2 protein-coding genes are annotated in these 1,893 nt (G+C 41.3%); one reads left to right on the top strand and one right to left on the bottom strand.

What is annotated here, in order from left to right; genetic code table 11:
• Positions 1-173: 173 nt before the first annotated feature.
• On the bottom strand, positions 174-869 hold the full coding sequence (locus tag WB217_RS10955) for a DNA alkylation repair protein (protein ID WP_423993264.1): 696 nt from the start codon (positions 867-869) through the stop codon (positions 174-176).
• A 163-nt stretch (positions 870-1,032) separates the two neighbouring features.
• Here WB217_RS10955 and WB217_RS10950 point away from each other — a divergent pair.
• A partial coding sequence (locus tag WB217_RS10950) for an ABC transporter substrate-binding protein (RefSeq protein ID WP_423993263.1) occupies positions 1,033-1,893 on the top strand: 861 nt, incomplete at its 3' end.

The following is a 1,893-nucleotide window of genomic DNA, read 5'->3' as shown; positions in this document are numbered from 1 at the left end:
CTTCAATGTAATTCAGCAATGCCTGCTTCTGGATTGTGATACTTTCTTCACGTGAAAAATCATTTATATGAATCTGTTCATTTATAAAATAGATTCCCTTCATAAGATATCCCCTCCCAGGCTAATGGCAACTAAGTACAGTTATTGCCATTTTCATGGGAGGGGATACTTTATTATTCTATATTTTCAACCATTGATTTCTGCAATAGTTTTAATGCTTCTCTTTTTGAGAGCGGAGCCAGGGTATGGCTGTTAACAAAATTCATCGTAAAATCAGGATTGGTTTTACCGTATTCTCTTAATGCCCAGCCAATTGCTTTATTAATGAAAAACTCCTTTGATCCCAATGACCTTTCAATGATAGAAGAAAGCAAATCCTCATTTGTTTTATCCTTATAACCCAGTTGAAATAGAATAGCTGAACGGATTAACCAGACATTTCCTGACTCAAGCCAGGTATCTATTGTTCCAAGCTTCTCAGGGTACATGGAAAAATACTTCCCTGCATGGTGTTTGGCAATATGGTCCACAGTATCCCACCAGGATTTTGTGGTAATCATGAATTCAATCAAACCGAGATCGCTTGTCCGTATGTGTTTAATCATCTTATCCATGATGTAAAGTCCGGCCATCTGCATTTCTCTTTCCTCAAACGACCATAAAGCTTTGATTGTCTCCTCAAATCCATCTTGGTCAGGGAGACCGTTCTTTGCGATGTAGTCTTTAACTAAACCTCTTGAAAGAGGAGCGCGCAAACCGAAAAATTCAAACTGGTTTCGCATATATTTGCTCAGCCTTACAGCCTCCTCTTCATTTCTATGCTCTTGCAAGACAAGTCTCAGTTTTTCTGCATATTCAGTCGCCGTCACGATAGTACCTCCACTTTTTGTATATCATTATTATATTTCATCCGCATTCTAAGGTTAAGAGGATTATGTTTTTAGAGATGTAACTCATTTGTAACTTCCTTTTTTTAAGATGAAGTCAAAGCTTGGTGAGCTTTTAGTTAACCATTTTAAAGGGGGAAAGGAAATGAAAGCTTCAAAACGGAATGTTGCCTTATCTTTTATGCTGATTTTAGTTCTGCTGTTCGCGAGTGCTTGCTCTGGATCATCGGGGACAGAGAAAACAGCCGGTTCAGGTGAAAAGGATAAAAAAGAAGAACCAAAGAATACCGAACCAATCAAGATTGGTGTTCTTGCTTCTCAGACAGGCGGCCTGGAGGCATACGGAAAACAAACTCTTCGCGGCTTCGAGCTTGGGCTTGAATATGCGACAAATGGCACGAACGAAGTTGCTGGCCGCAAAATTGAATTCATTGTGGAAGATACGGAGACAAAACCAGAAGTAGCAGTCCAAAAAGCGACAAAGCTTCTTGAAGAAGATGAAGTGGATTTCCTTGTAGGGTCATCTAGTTCGGGTGACACATTGGCCGTGCTGCCACTGGCTGAAGAATATGAAAAGATCATGGTTGTCGAGCCTGCCGTCGCAGACAGTATCACTGGCTCGGAATTCAATGAATACATTTTCCGTACAGCTCGTAACTCTTCGCAGGATGCAGTAGCAGGTGCTGCGGCAATTGCAAAGAAAGGCGTGAAAATCGCAACTCTTGCTCCTGATTATTCATTTGGACGTGATGGTGTAGCAGCATTTAAGGAAGCAGCGGAAAAATTGGGTGCGGAAGTCCTTCATGAAGAATATGCAGATCCCGCTGCTACAGATTTTACTTCTAATATTCAAAAAATCATTGACCAGAAACCGGATTATCTATTTGTCGTTTGGGCTGGGGCTAACTCTCCCTGGAACCAGATTGCTGACATGAAGGTACAAGAAAAAGGCATCAAGATTTCAACGGGTGCTCCTGATATCGCAGCACTTGCAACAATGCAGCCG

The sequence above is a fragment of the Mesobacillus sp. genome (assembly GCF_049588175.1).
Taxonomy (GTDB): Bacteria; Bacillota; Bacilli; order Bacillales; family Cytobacillaceae; genus Mesobacillus.
This window is presented reverse-complemented; position numbering and strand designations above follow the sequence as displayed.